Origin of the sequence: Pseudomonas sp. IzPS59, from assembly GCF_014863505.1 — a bacterium.
GTDB lineage: Bacteria > Pseudomonadota > Gammaproteobacteria > Pseudomonadales > Pseudomonadaceae > Aquipseudomonas > Aquipseudomonas kribbensis.
The window spans coordinates 3705881-3728369 of the sequence record NZ_CP062251.1 but is presented as its reverse complement, the minus strand read 5'-3'; the positions used below and the strand labels follow the sequence as shown (position 1 = coordinate 3728369).

The 22489-nt window shown below is 60.3% G+C and carries 26 protein-coding genes and 2 pseudogenes; 16 read left to right on the top strand and 12 right to left on the bottom strand.

What is annotated here, in order from left to right:
• The first annotated feature begins 124 nt into the window (after positions 1 to 124).
• Positions 125 to 1528: an LLM class flavin-dependent oxidoreductase gene (locus IF189_RS16580; RefSeq protein WP_192551925.1), complete on the top strand. Its 1404-nt coding sequence runs from the start codon at positions 125 to 127 to the stop codon at positions 1526 to 1528.
• A 59-nt stretch (positions 1529 to 1587) separates the two neighbouring features.
• Positions 1588 to 3006 carry an FAD/NAD(P)-binding protein gene (locus IF189_RS16575; protein ID WP_192551924.1) on the top strand — a complete coding sequence of 473 codons (1419 nt, stop codon included), beginning with the start codon at positions 1588 to 1590 and terminating at the stop codon, positions 3004 to 3006.
• Here the strand turns inward: IF189_RS16575 and IF189_RS16570 are convergent.
• From IF189_RS16570 to ppnN, 3 genes are all read right to left on the bottom strand, one after another.
• Complete coding sequence (locus tag IF189_RS16570) at positions 3000 to 3209, bottom strand: hypothetical protein (RefSeq protein WP_192551923.1); 210 nt, start codon at positions 3207 to 3209, stop codon at positions 3000 to 3002. The genes IF189_RS16575 and IF189_RS16570 overlap by 7 nt on opposite strands.
• Before the next feature lie 108 nt (positions 3210 to 3317).
• Positions 3318 to 4052 carry a substrate-binding periplasmic protein gene (locus IF189_RS16565; RefSeq protein ID WP_192551922.1) on the bottom strand — a complete coding sequence of 245 codons (735 nt, stop codon included), beginning with the start codon at positions 4050 to 4052 and terminating at the stop codon, positions 3318 to 3320.
• Positions 4053 to 4215: 163 nt separating this feature from the next.
• Positions 4216 to 5589 (bottom strand): nucleotide 5'-monophosphate nucleosidase PpnN, encoded by a 1374-nt coding sequence (gene ppnN / locus IF189_RS16560; protein ID WP_085711405.1) that lies wholly within the window; start codon positions 5587 to 5589, stop codon positions 4216 to 4218.
• A gap of 212 nt (positions 5590 to 5801) precedes the next feature.
• Here ppnN and IF189_RS16555 point away from each other — a divergent pair, with 212 nt between their 5' ends.
• A complete protein-coding gene (locus tag IF189_RS16555) occupies positions 5802 to 6323 on the top strand; it encodes a DUF3087 domain-containing protein (protein WP_192551921.1) in 522 nt (173 codons plus the stop codon).
• On the opposite strand, the gene IF189_RS16550 is transcribed toward IF189_RS16555, so the two are convergent.
• Positions 6320 to 6706 (bottom strand): DUF2784 domain-containing protein, encoded by a 387-nt coding sequence (locus IF189_RS16550; protein ID WP_114883708.1) that lies wholly within the window; start codon positions 6704 to 6706, stop codon positions 6320 to 6322. The genes IF189_RS16555 and IF189_RS16550 overlap by 4 nt on opposite strands.
• Positions 6707 to 6860: 154 nt before the next feature.
• Here IF189_RS16550 and IF189_RS16545 point away from each other — a divergent pair, with 154 nt between their 5' ends.
• From IF189_RS16545 to IF189_RS16535, 3 genes are read left to right on the top strand one after another with little or no spacing between them, the layout of a single operon-like run.
• On the top strand, positions 6861 to 7559 hold the full coding sequence (locus IF189_RS16545; protein ID WP_085711402.1) for an AzlC family ABC transporter permease: 699 nt from the start codon (positions 6861 to 6863) through the stop codon (positions 7557 to 7559).
• Complete coding sequence (locus IF189_RS16540; RefSeq protein ID WP_167443797.1) at positions 7559 to 7870, top strand: AzlD domain-containing protein; 312 nt, start codon at positions 7559 to 7561, stop codon at positions 7868 to 7870. Before IF189_RS16545 ends, IF189_RS16540 begins: the two co-directional genes overlap by 1 nt.
• Positions 7871 to 7910: 40 nt before the next feature.
• Positions 7911 to 8081 carry a hypothetical protein gene (locus tag IF189_RS16535; RefSeq protein ID WP_167748741.1) on the top strand — a complete coding sequence of 57 codons (171 nt, stop codon included), beginning with the start codon at positions 7911 to 7913 and terminating at the stop codon, positions 8079 to 8081.
• Positions 8082 to 8127: 46 nt separating this feature from the next.
• Here the strand turns inward: IF189_RS16535 and IF189_RS16530 are convergent, their stop codons facing one another.
• From IF189_RS16530 to IF189_RS16515, 4 genes are all read right to left on the bottom strand, one after another.
• Positions 8128 to 8400 (bottom strand): hypothetical protein, encoded by a 273-nt coding sequence (locus IF189_RS16530; RefSeq protein ID WP_134826390.1) that lies wholly within the window; start codon positions 8398 to 8400, stop codon positions 8128 to 8130.
• 290 nt (positions 8401 to 8690) lie between these two features.
• Positions 8691 to 9371: an SOS response-associated peptidase family protein gene (locus IF189_RS16525; protein WP_192551920.1), complete on the bottom strand. Its 681-nt coding sequence runs from the start codon at positions 9369 to 9371 to the stop codon at positions 8691 to 8693.
• Positions 9372 to 9422: 51 nt separating this feature from the next.
• The gene (locus IF189_RS16520; protein ID WP_192551919.1) at positions 9423 to 10262 is read right to left on the bottom strand and encodes an ABC transporter permease; all 840 of its coding nucleotides are present in this window, start codon (positions 10260 to 10262) and stop codon (positions 9423 to 9425) included.
• Between the two features lie 61 nt (positions 10263 to 10323).
• Positions 10324 to 11310 (bottom strand): aliphatic sulfonate ABC transporter substrate-binding protein, encoded by a 987-nt coding sequence (locus tag IF189_RS16515; RefSeq protein WP_192551918.1) that lies wholly within the window; start codon positions 11308 to 11310, stop codon positions 10324 to 10326.
• A gap of 294 nt (positions 11311 to 11604) precedes the next feature.
• On the opposite strand from IF189_RS16515, the pseudogene IF189_RS16510 reads away from it, so the two are divergent.
• Positions 11605 to 12471, top strand: a pseudogene (locus IF189_RS16510) (ABC transporter substrate-binding protein); the annotation flags it as partial.
• On the opposite strand, the pseudogene IF189_RS29150 reads toward IF189_RS16510, so the two are convergent.
• A pseudogene (locus IF189_RS29150) lies at positions 12445 to 12552 on the bottom strand (hypothetical protein); the annotation flags it as partial. The pseudogenes IF189_RS16510 and IF189_RS29150 sit on opposite strands and share 27 nt — an antisense overlap.
• Before the next feature lie 133 nt (positions 12553 to 12685).
• On the opposite strand from IF189_RS29150, the gene IF189_RS16505 reads away from it, so the two are divergent.
• Both IF189_RS16505 and IF189_RS16500 read left to right on the top strand, forming a co-directional pair.
• Entirely contained in the window at positions 12686 to 13585 is a 900-nt protein-coding gene (locus tag IF189_RS16505; protein ID WP_134826395.1) for a polysaccharide deacetylase family protein, read from the top strand.
• A gap of 122 nt (positions 13586 to 13707) precedes the next feature.
• On the top strand, positions 13708 to 13950 hold the full coding sequence (locus tag IF189_RS16500; RefSeq protein ID WP_096820123.1) for a DUF1652 domain-containing protein: 243 nt from the start codon (positions 13708 to 13710) through the stop codon (positions 13948 to 13950).
• A gap of 1 nt (position 13951) precedes the next feature.
• On the opposite strand, the gene IF189_RS16495 is transcribed toward IF189_RS16500, so the two are convergent.
• On the bottom strand, positions 13952 to 14314 hold the full coding sequence (locus tag IF189_RS16495) for an NUDIX hydrolase (protein ID WP_134826396.1): 363 nt from the start codon (positions 14312 to 14314) through the stop codon (positions 13952 to 13954).
• A gap of 216 nt (positions 14315 to 14530) precedes the next feature.
• Here IF189_RS16495 and IF189_RS16490 point away from each other — a divergent pair, with 216 nt between their 5' ends.
• A complete protein-coding gene (locus tag IF189_RS16490; RefSeq protein WP_114883693.1) occupies positions 14531 to 14719 on the top strand; it encodes a DUF2188 domain-containing protein in 189 nt (62 codons plus the stop codon).
• 56 nt (positions 14720 to 14775) lie between these two features.
• On the opposite strand, the gene IF189_RS16485 is transcribed toward IF189_RS16490, so the two are convergent.
• The gene (locus IF189_RS16485) at positions 14776 to 15015 is read right to left on the bottom strand and encodes a hypothetical protein (protein WP_085711391.1); all 240 of its coding nucleotides are present in this window, start codon (positions 15013 to 15015) and stop codon (positions 14776 to 14778) included.
• Between the two features lie 228 nt (positions 15016 to 15243).
• Between IF189_RS16485 and IF189_RS16480 the strand changes: the two genes are divergently transcribed.
• Positions 15244 to 15579, top strand: coding sequence for a hypothetical protein (locus IF189_RS16480; protein WP_065259781.1), 336 nt, complete (start codon positions 15244 to 15246; stop codon positions 15577 to 15579).
• A gap of 62 nt (positions 15580 to 15641) precedes the next feature.
• On the opposite strand, the gene IF189_RS16475 is transcribed toward IF189_RS16480, so the two are convergent.
• Positions 15642 to 16190, bottom strand: a complete 549-nt coding sequence (locus IF189_RS16475) for an RrF2 family transcriptional regulator (protein WP_134826397.1) — start codon at positions 16188 to 16190, stop codon at positions 15642 to 15644.
• A 337-nt stretch (positions 16191 to 16527) separates the two neighbouring features.
• Between IF189_RS16475 and IF189_RS16470 the strand changes: the two genes are divergently transcribed.
• From IF189_RS16470 to IF189_RS16450, 5 genes are all read left to right on the top strand, one after another.
• The gene (locus IF189_RS16470; RefSeq protein WP_192551916.1) at positions 16528 to 17733 is read left to right on the top strand and encodes an NAD(P)/FAD-dependent oxidoreductase; all 1206 of its coding nucleotides are present in this window, start codon (positions 16528 to 16530) and stop codon (positions 17731 to 17733) included.
• Positions 17734 to 18038: 305 nt separating this feature from the next.
• On the top strand, positions 18039 to 18551 hold the full coding sequence (gene fae, locus IF189_RS16465) for a formaldehyde-activating enzyme (protein WP_085687829.1): 513 nt from the start codon (positions 18039 to 18041) through the stop codon (positions 18549 to 18551).
• A 10-nt stretch (positions 18552 to 18561) separates the two neighbouring features.
• The gene (locus IF189_RS16460) at positions 18562 to 19596 is read left to right on the top strand and encodes an aldo/keto reductase (RefSeq protein ID WP_192551915.1); all 1035 of its coding nucleotides are present in this window, start codon (positions 18562 to 18564) and stop codon (positions 19594 to 19596) included.
• Positions 19593 to 21026 carry an NAD-dependent succinate-semialdehyde dehydrogenase gene (locus tag IF189_RS16455; RefSeq protein ID WP_192551914.1) on the top strand — a complete coding sequence of 478 codons (1434 nt, stop codon included), beginning with the start codon at positions 19593 to 19595 and terminating at the stop codon, positions 21024 to 21026. The genes IF189_RS16460 and IF189_RS16455 overlap by 4 nt, the downstream gene beginning before the upstream one ends.
• Positions 21027 to 21114: 88 nt before the next feature.
• Entirely contained in the window at positions 21115 to 22479 is a 1365-nt protein-coding gene (locus IF189_RS16450) for an MFS transporter (protein ID WP_134826400.1), read from the top strand.
• Positions 22480 to 22489: the final 10 nt, after the last annotated feature.

The following is a 22489-nucleotide window of genomic DNA, read 5'->3' as shown; positions in this document are numbered from 1 at the left end:
AAATATATTCAGGCATGACTCCTGCTATGGGTTGTGGATCCTCATCCGGAACCACGGAGTCGCCTCACATGACCGCTTCAAATCAAACCTCTAAACGCCTCCTGAAAATCGGGAGTGCCGTCTGATGGCTCGTGAAATTCGTCTCAACGCCTTCGACATGAACTGCGTCGGCCATCAGTCGCCGGGCCTGTGGGCGCATCCGCGTGACCGCTCCTGGCAATACAAGGATCTGGAGTACTGGACCGATCTGGCGAAAATCCTCGAGCGCGGCAAATTTGACGGGCTGTTCATCGCCGACGTGCTGGGCATCTACGACGTGTACAACGGCAACGGCGAAGCGGCCATCCGGCAGGCGGCGCAGGTGCCGGTCAACGATCCTTTGCAACTGATCCCGCCAATGGCGCTGGTGACCGAGCACCTGGGTTTCGGCCTGACCGCTTCATTGTCCTTCGAGCATCCGTATCCATTCGCCCGACGCCTGTCGACCCTCGATCACCTGACCAAGGGCCGGGCCGGCTGGAACATTGTCACTTCGTATCTGGAGAGCGGCGCGAAGAACATCGGCCAGCAAGCCCAGACTGAACACGATGCGCGCTACGACTTCGCCGAGGAATATCTGGAGGTCTGCTATAAGCTCTGGGAAGGCAGTTGGGAAGAGGGTGCGATTTTGCGGGATCGTGAGCGGCGAATTTTCAGTGACCCGAGCAAGATCCACGAAATCCGCCACCACGGTAAACACTTCCAGGTGCCGGGCATTCACCTTTGTGAACCGTCGCCGCAGCGCACACCGGTTCTGTATCAGGCAGGCGCATCCAGCCGGGGCAAGCAGTTTGCCGCCGAACACGCTGAGTGCGTTTTCGTCGCTGCACCGTCGAAAGTGCTGCTGAAGAAAACTGTGGCCGACATCCGTCGCCGCGCCGCCGAGGCCGGACGTGATCCGTCGAAGATCCTGATCTTCAACCTGCAAACCGTGATCCTCGGCGAGACCGATGCCAAGGCCAAAGCCAAGTTCGAAGAGTACAAATCCTGGGTAAGTTACGAGGGCGCGATGGCGCTGATTTCGGGCTGGACCGGTATCGACTTCAGCCGCTTCAAACCGGACGAACCGCTCAAGCACGTGCACACCAACGCCATTCAGTCTGCGGTCGAGGCGTTTTCCACCGCGGACCCGAACAAAGTCTGGACTCCGAATGAGCTGGCCGACTGGGTCGGGATCGGCGGTTTCGGCCCGTTGTTCGTCGGCAGCCCGGAAACGGTGGCTGACCTGTTGCAGGAGTGGGTCGATGAAACCGACGTCGACGGCTTCAACCTGGCCTACGCGCTGACCCACGAAACCTTCATCGACGCCGTGGAGTTGCTGGTGCCTGAGTTGCAGAAGCGTGGCGTCTACAAGACCGATTACGCACCTGGGACGTTGCGCGAAAAGCTGTTTGGCGAAGGAGCGAGGTTGCCGGAGATTCATCCGGGCAGCGGGTATCGAAATCTGGGTGAGCTGCATCGGCGGGAGAAAAAGGTCGCGTCTGTCTAGACTCGCTCGCAGCGTCTGCACGACACTGACTTGAGCAAACCCTTGGCAGCGAGAACGGCATGACTCAAACCGATACGACCACGATCCGTCACGCCGACATCCTGATTGTCGGCGGCGGCCTCAGCGGCGCCATGCTGGCGGTGCAACTGCTGCGCCTGCCGGGCCGGCGACAGATTCTGGTGATCGAGCCTCGGGCCGAACTGGGCCGGGGTGAAGCGTACAGTGCGGTTGAACTGGGCCACACGCTCAACGGTAACGCGGCGCGGATGAGCGTCGATCCGGACAACGCGGATGACTTGACTCAATGGCTGACCGCTCACATTGCCGCTGGCGGCTGGCCGGAGTCGGATCAGCAGCATGTGCCGGTCAGTGAACTGTTTCCGCCACGGGGGCTGTTCGGTGTCTACGTGCAGCAGCGACTGGCCGAAGCGCAGCAGGTGGGCGCGCGGCATGGTTCGACGGTCGAGCACGTGCGCGCAGAGGTGATTGATGTACAGGCTTCAGCCGATTCGGTGCAGCTCACCTTGAGCGACGGCCAGAGACTGCAAGGCGCTTTTGCGGTGCTCGCCACCGGTATGTTCCCCGCCGCCCGTACGCCGCAAAAGCAATCCAGCGGTCTCAACGCTGCCGGGCTCGATCCGTGGGATGTGAGCGCCATGCGCCAGCTCGATCCGCAATCGACGGTACTGATCATCGGCTCCGGCCTGACCATGGTCGATGCCGTGGTGTCGCTGGAACAGGCCGGGCATCGCGGGCCGATCGAGGTGTTTTCACGGCACGGGCTGTTGCCCCATGTGCGACGACAGCCGCCGACGTGGGTGGACTTCCTCGCCGAGGATCACAGCATCCGTACGCCCCGGCAGTTACTGCGTGAATTGCGCCGTCATTGCCGGGATGCGATCGAGCAAGGTATCGACTGGCAGGCGCCGCTCGATACGGTGCGCGCGCATATCGGTCGGTTGTGGAGCCAGGCGAGCGACGTGCAGCGCCGGCAGTTCGTGCGGCATGTGCGGCCGTGGTGGGAAAGCCATCACCATCGTTCGCCGCCGCTGAGTGCAGAGCTGGTCGAGCGGCTGCACCGCGAAGGGCGCCTGCGTATTCATGCCGCGTCCTATAAGGGCCTCGAGCCGGTGTCGGGCGGTGGTGTCGGCATTCGCGTCCGCCGCCGGGGCGAGAGTGAAACGCACGTGGTGCAAGGCGCGGCGCTGATCAATTCCAGTGGTATCGAATACGACTGGCGCCGGGTGGACCGGCCCTTGCCGCAGCAGTTGCTGGCCCGTGGGCTGGTGCAACCGGGGCCGTTGGCGCTGGGGATTGCGGCGGCAGTGGACGGTGCGGTGCTGGATGCGCAGGGGAAGGTGTCACAACGACTGTTCGCGATGGGCCCGCCACTGAGAGGGATGTGGTGGGAAAGTACGGCGGTGACCGATGTTGCGTCGCAGGCTAAGGCGTTGGCGGTGCGGCTGGTGGCTCAATAATCGTAGGCGAATCCCGAGTCGTTTTGCGCGACGTAAAGATTCTGCTCCACACTGCCCCTGGCCTCACGGTCAATGCCGACGGTGTCGACATTCACGGTGCCGGTCATGGCGACCGCCGGCCCGTGGCCTTGCGCACTGGCGATTGCGGCGGAAGTGGCACCGATCAGGGCGACGATAAACCCAAGGGCAATGAAGTCTTTCATGGGTCTGTACCAGAAAGTGGGAGGAAGATGACTGCCACTTTAGGGCTACGGGCACCAGAAGAAAAAACACCTTTTCAGATAGTTGTTATCAAAGACGTTGATGCGTGATCAGCGCGGCAGGGTATTGCTCAGCCAGCGCTGGCGCATTTTCTCCAGACGACCGTCGGCGCGCAGCGTGTCCAGCGCTTGCTGCCAGCGTGCGACCTGCCTGGGATCGGTCTGGCGGGAGAACGCGATATAGGTGTCGCGCTTCATCAGCGGTATCTGATACTGCAAACGCCCCGGCTCCATGCCTTGCTCGCGGGCGAGGGACGCGCTGGACAGCGTGTCGGATACCACGAAGTCGGTTCGCCCGAGACTGAACAGACGCATCATCTGTTCCGGGGTTTCCACACCGTAGAGGTTGCTCAGGTCCTGTTCCTGCAGATAGCTGTAGACCAGCCATTTGCGCGGCACGGTGATCCGCCCCAGGTGATCGGCCTCGCGCAGGCTGCGGACCGGTGGCTGGAAGTTGTCGTGGGCATACAGCGCGGTTTCCACTTCGATCAACGGCCCGACCCATTGGTAGCGGTCATCCCGTGCGTCGGTGCGCAGCACGGTAAATACGCCGGTATCCGGCGTCTCGCTGGCCATGCGCAGGGCACGCAGCAGTGGCACTTGCTGCAAGTGAATGCGATCGCCGGTCTGCGCTGCCAGGGCTTGCACCACATCCACGCCGAAGCCCACCAGTTGATCGCCCTGAAGGAAATGCAGCGGAGGATGGTTGTCGGTGAGCAGTTGCAGATCTGCCGCATTGGCTGTCAGGGCCAGAAGAGACAACAGGCAGGCGGCAAAACGTTTCATGGATCGTCCCTGAAAATTCAATCGCCCAGCTTAGTACGCGCGCGCGGTGGCTGTCGTGGGGAATCAGCGGGGCTTTTGTGTCAGAGAACAGGGCGGTTTGGTAGTGGCGATGCGCCTTGTGGGAGTGCGTTTGCTCCCACAAGGCTGCATCCATCACGAAGGGTCAGGACACCACGCGATAGCACGGCACATACGCCGCGCCTCCCGGCAGTTTCATCCGGTGCTGGGCGACGAAGGCTTTGAGCAACAGATCGAGCGGTTGCATGATCGCGGCGTCGCCACGGATCTGGTACGGGCCGTGTTCTTCGATCAGGCGAATGCCCTTGTCCTTGACGTTGCCGGCGACGATCCCGGAGAACGCGCGGCGCAGGTTGGCCGCCAGTTCATGGGCCGGCTGATCACGGTGCAGCTTGAGGTTGGCCATGTTTTCGTGGGTCGGGTCGAACGGACGCTGGAAGCCTTCGTCGATCTTCAGCAGCCAGTTGAAGTGGAACGCGTCGTTGCGCTCGCGGCGGAACTGCTTCACGGCTTTGAGGCCCGCCGTCATCTGCCGCGCCACTTCGGCCGGGTCGTCGATGATGATTTCGTAATGCTGCTTGGCTGCCTCGCCGAGGGTGGCGGTGACGAAGGCGTCGAGCTGTTCCAGGTACGGCGCGGCATGTTTCGGCCCGGTCAGGATCACCGGGAACGGCAGGCCGGCGTTGTCCGGGTGCATCAGGATGCCCAGCAGATACAGGAATTCTTCGGCAGTACCGGCGCCGCCCGGGAAGATGATGATGCCGTGGCCGACGCGGACGAAGGCTTCCAGGCGTTTTTCGATGTCCGGGAGGATCACCAGCTCATTGACGATCGGATTCGGCGCTTCGGCAGCGATGATGCCCGGCTCGGTCAGGCCCAGGTAGCGGCCGCCGTGGATACGTTGCTTGGCGTGGGCGATGGTCGCGCCTTTCATCGGGCCTTTCATCACGCCCGGGCCGCAGCCGGTGCAGATGTCGAGGCTGCGCAGGCCCAGTTCGTGGCCGACTTTCTTGGTGTATTTGTATTCTTCGGTGTTGATTGAGTGGCCGCCCCAGCAAACGACGATCTTCGGCTCGACGCCCGGACGCAGGGTGCGTGCGTTGCGCAACAGGTGGAAGACGTAGTCGCTGATGCCTTGGGAGGTGCTGAGGTCGATGCTCAGGGCGTCGAGTTCGTTTTCGGTGTAGACGATGTCGCGCAGGGCGCTGAACAGCATTTCCCGGGTGCTGGCGATCATTTCGCCGTCGACGAAGGCGTCGGCCGGGGCGTTCAGCAGTTCCAGACGCACGCCGCGATCCTGCTGGTGGATGCGGATTTCGAAGTCTTTGTAGGCTTCCAGAATGGTTTTCGCGTTGTCGACATGGGCGCCGGTATTGAGGATTGCCAGGGCGCACTGGCGAAAGAGGGTGTAGGTACTGCCGGTTCCGGCCTGGCTCAGTTGCTGAACTTCACGTTGGGAAAGGGTTTCCAGGCTGCCTTTTGGGCTGACCGAGGCATTGATTACGTGTCGTTGGGTCATGCAGTGATCCTTAAAACGATGTCATTGCCGACCTGGTCAATGGCATCCGAATAGAGTGTATCCATGAATGAAGATGGCACGATCTGCGTGGTATCGCCATGTCCCCCGCTGGACGATGAAAAGATGAAAAGGAGCTCCAGCATAGCTAAATCCGCCTCAGAGGCGATAATGCGCCGGCCTCTTTTTATTTCAAGCCATGGAAGCCTGTCGCGATGTTCGAGATTCAACCGATCGATGCCATCACCTATCGCCAGCAGACCCGGCGCAGCACGCTGATTATCGCGGTGCTGCTCCTGGTGCTGGCGATGGCGTTTTCGACCGTGGCGGTGGCGCTGTTCGGCGAGCCGGGCGGGGATAACCTGCGGTTCAATGTCGGCGGTGTCTTCGGCGCATTTCTGTTGACGGCAGCGTTGCTGCGCGGGCGTTTCTGGACCCAGACCTGGATGGCACCGGCGGTGTACGGCTGGCGGCTCAAGCGCAGCCTGATGAGCGTCACCAATGTCATGCATCAGGTGACGGCGGCGGTCGAGAAGGACGATCCGACGGCAATGAAAGTGCTGCGTTTCTATCACCTTGGCCTGACGCAAATGCATGAACTGGACGGCAACTCCAGCGATCATGGGCAATTGCACCGGGAAGTCGAAGCACACAAGGCGCGGATGGAGGCGCTCGGTCTGGACACCGATCAGGCGCGCCTCGATCCGGCCTGGCTGGAAACCTTGAAGTCGCGTTAGAACGGAATGCGTGCGGCGCGGCGCAGTTGCCACTGGCGGATCAGGCGCCCGTACACCAGCAGATTGATCACCAGTACCACGCTGCCCAGTGCTAGTTGAATCTGCGGGGTCAGCCCCGCCGGGTAGATGATCGGCCAGACATAATGCTCGATGAAACCGCCGGCGTATTCGGTCTGCCCGGCGGCGTGGCGCATCAGGTTTTCCCAGTAGGTCAGCGGGCAGGTCAGGTGCAACACCTCGACCATCACGCCCCAGGTGGCGGCCGGCAAATGCAGCCAGGCCACTCGGTGCCACTTGAGCACCAATAGCCCGCCAAACAGCACGAACAGAATGAAGGAAAGGTGAAACAGCACCAGCCCGTCGGCGGCAATTCGATACAGCATGTCGTCTCCCTGACGCGGATGTGAATGGTTGTCATGGTACGCCGCTAATCGGTTTGCAGCTGGGCGATTTGCGGCAACTGCGCAAGATTGTTCAAGCCAGCAAAAGGCATTTGCTGGCAGAGTCCGGGGTCTTGTCTCACGGTTGAAGAGCGTTATGTCTGACTCATTAATGCCGCGCAGTGCCTTTCTTCGCGGAGCCGCGGCGATCATGCCGTTATCCCTGGCGACCGCGCCGTGGGGGCTGCTGGCCGGCTCCATGGCGATCGAAGCCAACCTCACGCCACTGCAGGGGCAGGGCTTGTCCACCATTGTGTTTGCCGGTGCTGCGCAACTGGTGGCGATCGGCATGCTCAAGGGCGGTGCCGGGATCTTCTCGATTCTGCTGACCACGCTGCTGCTGACGTCGCAGCATTTGCTCTACGGCATGAGCATGCGCCACGTGATTTCGCCGTTGCCGGGGCGCTGGCGCATCGGACTGGGTTTTTTGCTCACCGATGAACTGTTCGCCCTGACCAGCCAGCACGACCGTCAGCAATTCAATCGCTGGTATGCCTTGGGCGTCGGCCTGACGTTCTACATCGCCTGGAATCTCTTCACCCTGGCCGGCATTGTGCTCGGCAGCAGCATTCCGGGGCTTGAACACCTGGGGCTGGATTTCTCGATTGCCGCGACCTTCATCGCCCTGATCACCCCGGTGGTGCGCAATGTGCCCACCGTTGTCTGCGTGGCGGTGTCGCTGTTCTGCTCGGTGCTGTTCAGTTATTGGCAGTGGGGTTCGGCGCTGGTGCTGTCGGGGCTGGCGGGAATGATGGCCGGGTTTATCTGCAACAAGCTGTATCGGGAGCGCACATGATGATCTGGGCAGTGATTTTCGGCATGGGGATTCTGGTGTTCCTCAACCGCTATGTATTTCTCGAACCGCGCCTGCCGGTGCGTTTGAGCAGCAATGCGCGGCAGTTTCTGGGTTTCGCCGTACCGGGCATGTTGACCGCGATTTGCGGGCCGATTGTGTTCATGCCGGACAAACAGCTGAATTTGCAGTGGGACAATCCCTATTTGCTGAGTTCGTTAGTCGCCATCGGGCTCGTGATCTACACGCGTAATACGTTGCTTAGCATGCTGTTGAGCATGGCGTTCTTCTTTCTGTTGCGCTGGTGGTTGTAAGTTGCCTGTCTGAATCTGTTCTACGCTGTAAGGATGACTGATGACTTATGACGGCGAGGTGAACATGGCAACGGAGCAGCAACGTCCCGAAGAAGATGAAGAACCGAGCGAAGAAGAGATCGAGCGGGAGAAACACAAGGAGCAGACCTGGAAACATGACGACAGCCGCGAGTTGTCCGATCGCGACCAGGAACGCCCGCTGAAACCCTGAACGCCACAACGAAAAAGCCCCGCGACTGCGGGGCTTTTTCGTTTCATCAAAGATCGTCCAGCTGTGTGAAATCGGGGTGTGAGGCCCGATAACCCAAGGTCTTGTCGATCCAGGCATTCAGCTCGTTGACCATCACCGGCGGGTGGCAGGGATAGTTCTGGAGAGTAGCGCGCAGGAGGCGGTCGATCTCGGGTACGTCACGCAGGTTTCGAGTCTTTATGTAGTGGGCGATAAAACAGTCGAGTTGAAAGCGTTCTGTCATGGACAGATAAATACACTCCAGGCCGTTGGCCTGTTTGATTGCAAAATCGTCGCGCAACTTAGTTCTCTGCAAGGCTTGTAAGTTTGTAGGGTATTCCCGGTTTGTTGACTCTTTGGTCAACTGGTATGCCAATAGGAAATGCGGCGCGCATGCTATCTGTAGTGTTACTAAATGTATGTATGACGATTGAAATGTCAGACAGGCGGTTGGTTTTAATCAAACGACTGATTCAATGATTGTTTCGAGTTTGAAACACTCACTGTAACGAACGGTTCTCACTTGCTGCGTGATATCAATTTGACTCACGTCTTCCGACTATTCGATAGACGTGCTGGCCCACAAAATATTTAAGCCACTACTTCAATCAACTCCGCACCCTGATTGCGTGAGTTGCCGACAGCTTTGCCGACTTTGTGCCATTCGAACGCTTCGCTGCCCAACCCTTCGAACAGGAGCATTTGCTCGGCACGCTCCATGGGCGTGGCCGGGTCGAGCCATTCCCGCGCCCCCTCGGCGGACAACACGACAGGCCGGCGATCATGCAGATCGAGCAGGCCGCCAGCGCTGTCGGCGGTGATGATCACAAAGCCGTCGTCTTCCCGTGGTTCTGATCCGGGTGTCGGAAATTGGCCGATGGCGGCGCAGAAAACCGGCTGATGATCGATTCGATGGATCAGCCAGGGTTGTCGGCTTTTATCCGGCCCGTCGACCCACTCGAACCAGTTGTCGACCGGCACGATCAGGCGATGACGCCAGATCGCCCGAAAGAACGGGCCGTGAACGACCTTTTCGACCCGCGCATTAATCGGTGCCGCGCGATCCCTGGCCCAGTGCGGGCGCCAGCCCCAGCGCAGGTTGTCGGCGTACAAGCGTTGTTCGTGTTGATGCAGAATGGCCAGCGCGGTGGTGGGCGCCGCGTTGTAGCGTGCCAGCGGTGCATCGCCGACGTGATTGATCAGCGCATCGGGAATGCTCAGCACCGCGACGAAATCGTGGATACCCCGGTACTGCGAGAGTCTTCCGCACATTGGCCGAACCTCCGGCGAACACTGCCTGAAGGTTCAGCTTAGTTGTGCGAGTCAGTCCTTGCTGCCCTGGCCGGTGAAGGTGTCGCGCCAGGCCAGCCAGCGACGTTCGAGTGTGGCGAGCAGGCCGTCGCTGAGTTTGCCCAGCAGCGCCAGAACGATGATCGCCGCCAGCACGATGTCCGGACGCGAGGTTTCGCGCCCGTCACTCAGCAGATAGCCCAGGCCTTTGGTCGCCGCGATCAGTTCGGCCGCCACCAGAAACATCCACGCCAGACTCATACCGCTGCGTAGGCCGGTGAACAGGCCGGGCAGGGCGGCGGGCAGCAGAATCCGCCGTACCAGTTGCAGGCGATTGAAACCATAGATGTGGCCGACCTCCACCAGTTTGCGGTCGATGTTGCGGATCGCCGCGACCACGTTGACGTACACCGGGAAGAACGCACCGATGGCAATCAGGACGATTTTCGAGGTCTCGTCGATGCCCAGCCACAGCAGCAACAGCGGCACCCAGGCCAGGCTGGGAATCGAGCGCAGCGCGGCGAAGGTTGGTTCCAGGTATGCCTCGGCCTCACGGCTCAGGCCGACCCACGCGGCAAACACCAATGCCAGACTCGCGCCGATGGCAAACCCGATCAGCACCCGGATCATGCTGGTACCGATGTGTTTCCACAGTGCGCCTTTGGCCAGATCGGTGAGGGTCAGGGCGACCTCGCTCGGCGCGGGCATCTGATAGGACGGCAGCCAGCCGACGCGCACGATGATCTCCAGGGCGATCACGATCAGCAGCGGCAGGGCCAGCCCCTTAAGGCGCCGCCGCCAGAGCGGATTCAACGGCAGGATTTGTCGGCGCGCCACCGGGACGGCGAGACGGGCGGGCAGGTCATTGCTCATGGAGAGGGCTCCGCTCACAACGAATCCGCGACGGGCGCGGATTCGTTGTGAGCCTGATCGGTTACTGGGCGGCGGCGACTTGCTGGAAACCGGTGTCGATCAATTGATCGATGACCTGATCGACATTCACCCCACGGCGCACCAGTTCTTCGGAGACCAGAATCGGCGCGGCGGCTTTCGAGGCCAGCACGTCCTTGGCGGTGAGTTGCGGGCTGCTCAGGTCGGTGCGCGACAGTTGCAGTTTGGCCACGTCCAGTGGCAGGCCAGATTCGCTGGCGAGCAATTTGGCCAGTTCATCGGGATTTTTCACCGACCACTCACGGGCCTGTTCGTAGGCCTTGATCACGGTGTCGATGGTTTGCGGATGTTCCTTGGCGTACTGCTCGGTGACGCTGACCACACCGTAGCTGTTGAAGTCGCGATTGCGATACAGCAGGCGCGAACCGGCCTGTACCTGGCTGGCGGCCATGTGCGGATCGAGGCCGGCCCAGGCGTCGACGTCGCCTTTCTCCAGCGCGGTGCGGCCGTCCGGGTGTTGCAGGTGCACCAGCTCCACGTCGTCTTTTTTCAGCCCGGCCTGTTGCAGGCTGCGCAGGGTGAACAGGTACGGGTCGGTGCCTTTGGTGGCGGCGATTTTCTTGCCTTTGAGGTCGGCGACGGTGTGGTACGGCGAGTCTTTGCGCACCACCAGTGCGGTCCACTCGGCGCGGCTGTAAACGTACACCGATTTGATCGGGCTGCCGTTGGCACGGCTCAGCACCGCTGCAAGGCTGGCCGACGAGGCGAAATCCACGCCGCCGCTGTTGAGGTATTCCAGCGAACGGTTGCTGCCCTGGCTCAGCACCCAACTGACCTTGCTCTGGGGCAGGGCCTTTTCCAGATAACCCAAATGTTTCAGTGCCAGGCTGACGGGGGAGTAATAGGCATAGTCCAGATGCACTTCGGCGGGCGGCGTTTCCGCTGCGTGGGCGAGAGGTTGCAGGCTCAGGGCTACAGCGCAGGCCGCGAGCAGCGTTTTGACTCGAGAAAAGGGTAAGCGGGATTTCATGGGCACGCTCCGGCAAGGCAACAGTTTCTTATGTCCAGAAAGATATTTTTTTCGAATGCTTCCTGCATGAATGGAATATTGCAGGCTCTGTGCCATATGTCCCGAGTCCCATGTTTACGGGGTTTTAATGCGATTTGTGCGCTTTGAACTGTTGCCGGGAAAACACTGTGCCGTGCCACTGTTGCCAGGCCAACAGCGGTTGTCGGTGGTACTGAGCTTATTCATTAATCGAATTTCAAATGCGATTTATAAGAGCGTTATGGTCTATAAAAAATCCCCTTTGCAGGACTTGCCATGAAGCTCTCCCGTTTCCTACGTGCTGCGTTGACCAGCGCCTTGATTGCCTCACCTCTGACTTACGCTGCCGAACCTGTGGTCCTGCACGTCGGTGACCAGAATTACTACAACATCCGCGCTTCGGTAGAAGCGTCCGGCGTATTGAAGGGCGCGCCTTACACCATCGACTGGAAACACTTCCAGGCCGCCGCACCGTTGGCCGAAGCGTTACAGACCGGTTCGCTGGATCTGGGCTTTCTCGGCGATTCGGGCTTTCTGTTCCTCGCCGCGAAACAGGCGCCGGTGAAACTGATCGGCGTGTCGCGGCAAAACCCGGACACCATCGCACTGTTGGTGCCCAAGGATTCACCGGTGAAAACCATCGAGGATCTGAAAGGCAAGAAAGTCGCCTACTGGCCGGGCGCCTGGAGCCAGCAGTTGACCCTGCGGGCACTGGAGCAGAATGGGTTGCCGGAGAATTACGTCGACTTCGTCAAACTGATGCCGATCGACGCCGCGGCGGCATTACCTCAGGGCAGCATCGATGCCTTCCCGGTGTGGGAACCGTACATTTCCCAGCAGATCGTGTTCTCCGGTGCACGACCGATTCTGACTGCAAAAAACCTGATGCCGGGGTTGAGCGCCATCGCCGCTTCCGCGCCGTCCATCGACAGCAAGCGTGAGGCGATTGCCGATTTTCTCGGGCGCCTGAAACAGGCCCGGGCCTGGGTCGACAGTCACACCGACGAATACGCGGATCTGTGGGCGAAGAAAGCCAATCTCGATCAAGAAGTCTCACGGCACTGGTTGCGCCAGGCGCACATGACGGTCGGCCCGGCGGATCAGCAAGCCGCCGCCGACCTGCAAGGCACTGCGGACTTCCTGTTCAAGGTCAAGGCGTTGCCGGCGCCGTTGACCACTGCGGGGATTATCGACACCTCGTTCCAGCAGGCATTGGCGCACTGAGTGAGCACCGGAACAAAACCCTGTTATCTTTATCCAACCTCGGCCCATTTCGGTGGGCCGCAGGGAGGCAGCAGCGGCGAGGGAGTTTTGCCAATCGACAACGTGACCGCAACGGTCGGGCTCAAGGCAAAACATGAAACTCTGGTTCAAGCTTTTCTGCGCTGCGTCCATCATCACCGGGCTGGCCGGTTGCATTGCCGCTCCCATCGAACTGACCGCGCAAACCCGCTCGCGCCTGGATGCGCAGGCGCCGGTCAGGTTTCTGCTGACCTTCGATGACGGCCCCAGCGCTTCGAGTTTCTACAACCCCACGGAAACCGTGCTCGACAGCCTGAAAGACAACCCGCTGCAACCGAATATCAAAGCGGTGTTTTTCGTCCAGACCCGCGCGCCGAGGGCCGGCAACAGCGAGATCGGTCGGCGGATCATGCATCGCGAGCACGATGAAGGGCACATTCTGGGTTTTCACACCGCCACGCACTGGCACACCAATCACCGTTCGCTCGATTCGCAGGAGCTTGAAACCTCACTGACCAACGGCATGGCGGACATCGCGGCGATCACCGGTGCGCCGCCGATTTTGCTGCGCCCACCTTTCTGGAACTACGACAAACGTACGTTCGCGGCCTATCAGCGACATGGCCTGCATGTATTGCTCACGGACCTGAGCGCCAACGACGGCAAGATCTGGGGCTTCAACGGCAGTCCCAGACGCCGGGCCAATATGTTGCGTCAGCTGTCGGAAGTACGAGAGCGGATCGCACTCGGTGAGTTGCCGACGGTGGACGGGGTGATTCCGGTGGTGGTGACCTTCCATGACCTCAACCGCTATACCGCGCGACATGCCCGCGAGTATCTGCAGATCCTGCTCGACAGCGCTGCTGCCACTGGCGTGCGCCTGGCCGATAAACCGTTCTACGACGATCACGCACTGCTGGAAAAAGCGGCACTGGCGCGTACGGTGCAGAAGAGCTCGGATCCGGTGCACTTGCCGGGGATCTGGAACTGGATCTGGGGGCGCGACGCCAACTGATCGGTGTTGCGCAAGGATGTGAAGCGGTTGGCATTTTCTGCGATCAAGCGCTCGCGCAAGGTCGAAAAAGCTCATCTATGCTCAATCGATCGACCGATCCATCGCCCGCGAGGCGCCCGCCCATGCTTGCCATTGCCGACATTTGCCGCATCGTCGAGTCCGGCTTTTCGCCCCTTTACTGTGACTGCACGGAAACGGGGCAGGGGCTGTTGCAGATCAAGGTTTACGAACCTGACAGCGGGCGAGTCGATCTGCTGCTCAACGGTGTATCGCCGGAGCATCTGGTCACCATTCGTGACATCTCCAACTTCATCGGTGAATTGCGCACTGAAATGAGTGCCGGGCGTCGGGCGTTCGCCGGTTGACTCACAGTCGGCGCTGAAAGGCGCGGACGATTTGCAGGGTTGCTTCACTGACACTCAGGTTCTGCACCGCATCCAACGGATGCCAGATGCAATCGATGATCTCGTTCTGTGGCCGTACTTCATCAATATTCAGTACCGACGCCTCGTAGACATGGTGGCGCGTGCCGCCAGCCTCCAGCTCCATCAGATACAGCATGCCATCGGCGAGCAGTCCGGTTTCTTCCTCAAGTTCACGCGTTGCGGCATCAACCTTGGTCTCCCCGGGCTCGACCTTGCCCCCCGGCAAGTTCCAGCGGCATCGGGGTTTGCGCACCAGGAGAATGTGTCGATCCTGTTCGCAAATGATGGTTGCACGTACTTTCATTTGTTACCTGATTGCCGGTTGTCATGAATCGGTCATGAAAATGCAATATTCAAGCCGTGCCTTGGTTTAGAGGCGCTTGTGATGTCAGAGTGGTCGAAAAGCGCAAAAGTGCCAGACGCTTGACGCCGCTGTGGGGCGACGTCTGGTCGGCACACCCTGTCGAACCCGGTGTAAGGTGCAAAAGTGCAGTTGATCGATAGTCGACAGGAGGTGCCTATGAGCATGGCGATGCTGAACAAAATGCACATGAATGGCTACGACGTACTCAGCGTGAACAACGGCCCGTGGCGGGTCTGCACGCAGGGTGATCGACTGGCGTCTTTCGCCAGCCGGGAGGAAGCACTGGCGTACGCCGCTGCACTTCCGGGTTACAAAAGCCGCACCCACGGCCGCAAGACAGGCTGAAGGCCTGCAATGAAAAAGCCCCGGATTTTCCGGGGCTTTTTGTTTGGGGGAAGGTGTCAGTGGATTTTGGTTCGGCTGATGGCGCGGGCCTTCACTTCCCTGGCATAGAGTTGCAAACGTTCTTCATCGCTTTGCAGCACCTCGCAGGACCTGAGCACGCTTTGCGCATCCGCCTCGTTGCCGGACTTGCGCAACTGCTCGGCAATACGCTTGAGGTCGACCGCCGACCATCTCAGGTCCGATGCAACGCTTTGCAGGTCACGTTGAAGTTCGTGTTCGTATTCATTGAGCCGCATGATCACCTCCGGAACATTCTCGGTAGAAAATAGTAGCCGCATTTTTCGGGAGCGGGGCAAGAGGTTCTGGTCAATGAGCTGAACGGGCGTGAACAAACTGCCGTTGGTCGGAGCAATGGTTTTTTGTGACGCCAGAGAGCCCGGTTTTTGGGGGCAAAGCATTGCGCCACGATGGATGTTCAACCAGTAACAGGGTAAATTCGCGCTTTTTCAGATGAAGGATTCAATATGCGGATGTTGATCGGGGGCCTGCTGATGGCCGCGTTGGCCGGGTGTTCACTTCCGGCATCGCTGGTCCCGGGCGAGCCGAATCTTAGCAAGGTCAGTGGCAAGGCTCCCAAGGACTACGCCGCATGCGTGTTGCCGTTGTGGCAGCAGGATATTCCCAAGACTTCACAGGTCGCGATTTCCAACGGTTACCGGATCACGGCGCCAAGCATCGTCACGGCCGACGAGATCCTCGATATCGTCAAGTACAAGGATGGCAGCCGCGTGTCGCTCTATCAGGGGCCGCCGTGGGCCAAATCCGGCTCGCTGCGCAAATCGGTACGCGATTGCCTCTGAGGCAGAACGGCCGAAATGAAAAAGCAGAAACCGTGTGATCGGTTTCTGCTTTTTTTTGCCTGTCAGTCGGTGATGTCGGTGAGCGGGATGCCCGAGCCGGCTGTCTTCTTGTCGCGACGTTCCTGAATCCAGTTTTCCACCCGGCTGTTGAACTCCGCCGGCGCTTTGCGTCCGACCTTTCTGGCGATGTCGAGAATGGTCTGCTGGGCGAGGGCTTCTTCCATGCGTTTCTGCGCAACCATCATCGCCCCGTGAATCGAACAAGTTCCGTCCACCGCCCAATCCGGGGGCGAGCCGTCAAATAGCGCACAACGCCCGCGGATGTCCCGGCATTCGAAAATGTTTTTCGGGCCGTCGATGGCGTTGACGATATCGAGCAGGGTGATTTCATCCGCCGGGCGCGCCAACGTAAAACCGCCACGTACACCGCCGGTGGCCACCACCAGTTTGCCCTTGGCCAGTTTGGTGAAGATCTTCGCCAGGTAATCCAGCGGCACCCCTTGCAGGTCAGCCAGGTCGCGCACGCTCGCTTCGCGACTGTCACCACCGCTGCCCACCAGAAACGCCAGGCAATGGATGCCGTACTCGACGCCCGCACTGTAAAGCGACATAGCTATCTCCGACTGTAGTTGTCGCAGATATTAGCAGGGTAATGCGTGGCGGACAAATCTGATAAGTGCCTGAATCTTTGCCTTGAAACCCGTATTTGCTCGGTATGCAGCGACTTTTATGGTTTCGAGATCCTCAGGAGGGGTTAGATCAGCTATCGAATATTTCGATTCGAATGATCGGATAATCTGACTTGTTGGATATAACGGCGACCAATACAGTCGCCGTTATCCGGTGAGCAGTGTTCAGCGCTTTCAGAAACCCCAAGCGTGCCGACTCCCGATAAACGTGAATTCTTGAACCTCTTTCTACGACTTGGCTTCGGGCCTGGAGACAACAATGAAACAGCACATTCTGGTAATCGGCGCAGGTTTCGGTGGCATGTGGACGGCGCTGAGTGCGACCCGTCTGGTCGACATTCACAACCGCGACAACATCGATGTCACCGTGCTGGCGCCGCAGGCTGAGCTGCGTGTACGTCCGCGTTTCTACGAGCCGAATGCCCACACGCTGGCTGCGCCGCTGGGCGACCTGTTCGACGCGGTAGGCGTCAACTTCATCAAGGGCGCCGCGAACACTATCGACGTGAACGCCAAAACCGTGGGTTACACCGACGCCGACGGCGCCGCTCAGGTTTTCCATTACGACAAACTGGTACTGGCTTCCGGCAGTGGCCTGGCGCTGCCGGATACCCCGGGCGTCGCAGAACACGCCTTTGACGTTGACCAGATCGAAGCCGCGATTCGCCTGGAAAACCACCTGAAATCCCTGGTCGATCAGTCTGCGAGCCAGGCGCGCAACACTGTAGTTGTGGCTGGCGGCGGCTTCACCGGCATCGAAACCGCGACCGAAATGCCGGCGCGTCTGCGGGAAGTGCTGGGCGAGCAGGCTGACGTTCAAGTGATCATCGTCGACCGCGGGCAAAAAGTCGGCGCGGCCATGGGCGAAGCCATCAGCGTGTCGATTGCCGAAGCGAGCGAAGCACTGGGTGTCGAATGGCGACTGGGTGTGTCGGTGCTGTCGGTCGATGAAAACGGCGTGACTCTATCGGACGGCCAGCGCATCGAGGCAAAAACCGTGGTCTGGACCACCGGCGTGCGTGCCAGCTCCCTGACCGAGCAGATTCCGGCCGAGCGCGATCGCCAGGGTCGTCTGCATGTGGATGCACACCTGAAAGTCATCGGCCAGGACGATATCTTCGCCACCGGCGACGTGGCTTATGCGGCCACCGACGATATCGGCAACTTCGCCTTGATGACCTGCCAGCACGCGATTTCCCTCGGTCGGCATGCCGGCAACAATGTCGCGGCGCAGATTCTCGGTGTCGATCCTACCCCGTACAGCCAGCCGAAATACGTGACCTGCCTCGACCTCGGCGCCTGGGGCGCGGTGTACACCGAAGGCTGGGATCGTCAGGTGAAACTGGTCAAGGAGGAGGGCAAGTCGCTCAAGACCCAGATCAACACCCAGTGGATCTACCCGCCGGCCGCTGACCGTGCCATTGCGCTGGCGGCTGCTGATCCGATGATTCCGGTTGTCGCGTAACTAAGCGCAGTCCAAGAAGTCCCGCTCTCGAGCGGGATTTTTTTCGCCCGCCCTTTTTTACCTGCATCAAGGCTATGACTAAAAGTCATTGCCCCATGATTTTTAATGGTTACGGCCGGCCCGATCCCCGGTGTTAAAAAATCGCAAACACAGCTCATCAATAACAACCAGAGAGCGTTTGCAGCCATGTCCCGATTCTCCCCTCGCGTCTCCCCGTGTCCGTTATTGATCCCGTTGGCCTCTCGGTCCGCGTGAGCTGTCGATCACCCCAAAAAATCCCTCTGCATCGCAAAGAGTAATGACTGATGAAAGAACTCGACCTGTACATCGGTGAAGGTTTCGAAGGCCCGGGCGTGAACGCCGCGCACATCAATATCCTGATCGGCCCGCGCAACGGGCCGGCGGGTCAGGCGTTCGCCAACAGTCTGGCATCCCCGAGCCAGGGCCATTGCCCGTTCATGGTGATCGCCCAGCCGAACATCCCGGTCAAGCCGATGACCCTTTACGTCAACAAGGCTGCCATCAGCAGTGACCTGCACGGCAACGCAACCTGGGGCGCTTCCCAGGCCGGTATCGCCAAGGCTGTGCTCGAAGCGCTGCTCGACGGCACGCTGCCATCGGAAGCCGAAGACGAGTGGGCGATCGTCACCGCCAACTGGGTCAACCCGGCCTGCGATGACCTCGATGCGGTCTACCTGAACAACTACAACGCGTGCCGCACCGCGATCCGCGCCGCCCTGACCGGCAAGCCGGAAACCGCGCAGCTCAAGGATGTGGTCAACCACATCAGCAACCCTTTCTACACGCCAAAAGCCTGAGGTCCGCGCCATGCAATACATCCGTTTGGGCAACTCCGGCCTGCAAGTTTCCCGCCTGTGCCTGGGCACCATGAACATGGGTACCCCGGACTGGAAACCGTGGATCTTCAATGAAAAACAAAGCGAGCCGATCGTCGCTCATGCCTTGAACAACGGTGTGAATTTCATCGACCTGGCGGACTTCTATTCCGCCGGCGTCGGCGAGGAAGTGGTGGGGCGCATCGTCAAGCGTCTGGCTCGTCGTGAAGATCTGGTGATCACTACCAAGGTCGGCTATGGCACCCGCAACGCGATCAACGCCAGCGGCCATTCGCGCAAGCACATCATGGACAGCATCGATGCCTCGCTGAAGCGTCTGGACATGGATTACGTCGACGTGTTCATGCTGCATTACTTCGATGTGAACACCCCGGTCGAAGAAACCATGAGCGCACTGAACGACATCGTGCGATCCGGCAAGGCGCGTTACATCGGCGTCTCGACCATGCTCACCGGTCAGCTGGCGAAAATCCTCATGGCCTGCGAGCGCAACGGTTGGGTCAAGCCGATCAACATGCAACTGCAACTGAACTGCGCCTACCGCGAAGAAGAGCGCGAGATGATTCCGTTCTGCCGTGACCAGGGCATCGGCGTGTCGGTGTTCAGTCCGCTGGCCCGTGGCCTGTTGACCGGTGACGTGCAATCGACCCGCAACCAGACCGACTTCTTCACCCAGCAGATGTACAGCGACGAGGCCTCGTTCGAGATCGCCCATTCGGTGCAGCGCGTGGCCCGTGCCCGTGGCGTGTCCAACGCACAGATCGCCCAGGCCTGGGTCGCCAACCATCCGGGCGTGGACTGCATGCTGGTCGGCGCCGACACCACCGCGCAGTTCGACAGCGCACTGGCGGCGCTGGAGACCAAGCTCGACGCCGAAGAGCTGCATGAACTGGAGCGCAACTACACCCCGTGTGACGTGATCAACGATTACACCGCCGGCAAACGCATCCTGCGCACGGCGCGTCCGGGGCAGGAACGTTTCACGTTGCAGGGGGCGGTGGCATGAGCGGGTTGATTCGTCACGGCAACTTTATCGACGGTCAGTGGGGTAGCGGCGGCGCGACTTATCCGGTGCGCAACCCGGCCAATGGCGAGTTGATCACCGACGTGCAAAAGGCCGGCGCCGAGGAAACCAATCTCGCCATCGAGGCGGCCAATCGTGCCTTGCCGGCCTGGCGAAAACTCACCGCGAAGGAGCGCAGTCAGCGCCTGAAGCGCTGGAGCGATCTGATGCTCGCCAACCAGCAGGAACTGGCGACTCTGCTCAGCCGCGAACAAGGCAAACCGTTGGCCGAGGCGAAAGGCGAGGTGGTCTACGCCGCCAGTTTTCTCGAGTGGTTCGGTGAAGAAGCCAAGCGTGCCTACGGCGATGTGATTCCGAGCCACAAGGCCGATGCGCGGATCATCGTGACCAAGGAAGCCATCGGCGTGGTCGCGGCCATTACTCCGTGGAACTTCCCGTTGGCGATGGTCACCCGCAAGGTCGGCCCGGCGCTGGCGGCGGGTTGCACGATGATTCTCAAGCCTTCGGAAGAAACCCCGCTGTCGGCATTTGCCCTCGCGGTACTGGCCGAGCAGGCCGGGATTCCGGCGGGTGTGTTCAACATCGTTTCCGGCGACGCAGTGGCTATCGGCGGTGCACTGCAGGCGTCCAGCGTGGTGCGCAAGCTGTCGTTCACCGGCTCGACCCGCACCGGCAAACTGCTGATGCGCCAGGCCGCCGACACCCTGAAAAAGGTCTCGCTGGAACTGGGCGGCAACGCGCCGTTCATTGTTTTCGACGATGCCGACATCGACGCGGCCGTCAAAGGCGCGATGGCCTCGAAATTCCGCAACACCGGGCAGACCTGTGTGTGCGTCAACCGCTTCTTCATTCAGGACGGCGTCTACGAAGCCTTCGCCGGCAAACTCGCTGAAGCTGTGGCGGCGATGCGCGTGGGCAGTGCGCTGGACGGCGACACCGAGCAAGGTCCGCTGATCAACGCCGCCGCGTTGGCCAAGGTCGAAGCCCATGTCAGCGATGCGCTGGAGAAGGGCGCCACGCTGTTGTGCGGCGGTCGTCGCCATGCCCTCGGCGGCACGTTCTACGAGCCGACCATACTCACCGAAGCCAACGGCGACATGCTGATTGCCCAGGACGAAACTTTCGGTCCGGTGGCCGCGTGCTTCCGCTTCAAGGACGAAGCCGAAGTGCTGGCGCGGGCCAATGACACGCCGTTCGGATTGTCGGCGTACTTCTACAGCCGCGACATCGGTCGGGTCTGGCGCATGGCCGAAGGGCTGGAGGCCGGGATGGTCGGCATCAACGAAGGGATCATCTCCACGGAGGTGGCGCCGTTCGGTGGCATCAAGGAATCGGGCCTTGGGCGTGAAGGTTCGAAGTACGGTCTGGATGACTATCTGGAGATCAAATACCTGTTGATGGGCGGCCTCTAGGCCTCCCCGAAACCTGTGGGAGTTCGCTCCCGCAGTTTTCTCCCAGAGCTTTCCGTTTCTCCGTCAATAACAACAATTGGAGACGAACATGTCCGCTCAACCCGTAAAGATCGATGACCTGCCCATCGGGCGCTTCCATATCAAGATCGCCGGCCTGACCTTCGGCGCGCACTTTACCGACGGCTACATCCTTGGCCTGATCGGCATCGCATTCACTTTGCTCAGCCCGCAAATGCAGCTCGACGCGTTCTGGCAGGGCCTGATCGGCGCGTCGGCGTTGATCGGCCTGTTTCTCGGCAGTCTGTTTTTCGGCTGGATCTCGGACAAGGTCGGCCGGCAGAAAATTTTCCTGGTCAGTTTCGTGCTCATCACGCTCGCTTCGGTGATGCAGTTCTACGTCGAAACCGCCATGAGCCTGTTCCTCTGCCGGGTGCTGATCGGCATTGGTCTGGGTGGGGATTTCAGTGTCGGTCACGCGATGCTCGCCGAATTCGCACCGAAGAAACATCGCGGCGTGTTGCTGGGTTCGTTCAGTGTGATCTGGACTTTCGGCTATGTCGCAGCGACCTTCGTCGGCACCGCCATGCTCAGCCTCGGTGATGATGCCTGGCGCTGGATGCTGGCGTCGTCGGCGATCCCCGCAGCGCTGATTCTGATCGCGCGAATCGGCACGCCGGAATCGCCGCGCTGGCTGGTCAATCAGGGCCGGGTGGCCGAAGCCCGTGCCATTGTCAAAAAGCATCTGGGCGACAACGTCGAGCTGGACGAGACCCAATCCACGGAAACCCGCTCGGGCTACGCGGTGCTGTTCAGCCGCGAATACCGCAAGCGCACGGCGTTCAACTGCCTGTTCTTCGTCTGCATCGTCATGCCGTACTTCGCCATCTACACCTTCCTGCCGTCGATCCTGCAGAAGATGGGCCTGGCCGAAGGCTTCGGCACCGAGCTGATGCTCAACATGCTGCTGATCCTCGGTGCGTTGATCGGCATCTGGTGCACGATCAAATTCACCCGACGCGGGTTCCTGATCAACTCGTTCATCATTCTGGCGGTGGCGTTGTTTCTGCTGGCGGTGTTGCCGGGCAGTGCGGCGTGGCTGATGGTGCTGGTGTTCGGTGTGTTCACGCTGGTGCTGTCGGCGGTCAGCAACCTGGTGGGCGTGTTCCCGGCGGAGAGCTTCCCGACGGAAGTGCGGGCCAGTGGTATCGGTCTGGCGACTGCAGTCAGCCGTCTGGGTTCGGCGGTCAGTACGTTCCTGTTGCCGGTGAGTGTGGCGGGGATCGGCTTGAGCCCGACCATGGGGATTCTTGCGGCGATTCTGGCGATTGGCGCGTTGCTGTCTTGGGCGTGGGCGCCGGAGACCAAGTCGTTGACGTTGAGTCAGGCGTGCAAGGCGCAGAGTCCGGTGGACGTCGGGGTAGGACCGGTCGGCAAAGTCGCCACGCCCGTCTGAGGAATACAGG